At 55.2% G+C, this 453-nt stretch carries 1 protein-coding gene; it reads left to right on the forward strand.

All coding sequences use genetic code 11. The features are described 5' to 3' along the window. Positions 1 to 158 precede the first annotated feature (158 nt). Positions 159 to 453 (forward strand): signal peptidase II (locus I6A82_RS14455; RefSeq protein ID WP_198095673.1); only part of this gene is annotated, 295 nt, incomplete at its 3' end.

The raw sequence follows: 453 nt of genomic DNA on the forward strand, positions 1-453 counted from the left end.
ACTGGACCAACATGCTAGTTGCCATGTGGGTGTGCTGGAGATCTGGTTACGCGCTTTTGACACCTGGCTATTCGCGCAGCCGTATGCCCCTTCAAGCTGCAATGCACGCCGCCACATGTGGTGCTAGGCATCGATATCTTCAAAATTGAAAAGTAGTAATGACGTATCCGAATCGCAAAACCTATTGGTATTCCGTGGCGTTCATCGTGCTTGCAATCGACCAAGCCACTAAGAGTCTCATCGATCTGACCACGCCGCTGGGCTGGTCACTTGAAGTGACACCGTTTTTCAATCTGGTCCATGTTCTGAACCCGGGCGCCGCTTTTAGCTTTCTGGCAGGCGCCGGAGGATGGCAGCGCTGGTTCTTCCTTGCGATCGCACTGGGGGCGTCAATATGGTTGGCCTGGATGCTGACCAAGCCGGTGCGCCGTCTTGAGGCCCTGGCGTACAGCC

The sequence above is a fragment of the Novosphingopyxis sp. YJ-S2-01 genome (assembly GCF_016093175.1).
Lineage (GTDB): Bacteria > Pseudomonadota > Alphaproteobacteria > Sphingomonadales > Sphingomonadaceae > Novosphingopyxis > Novosphingopyxis iocasae.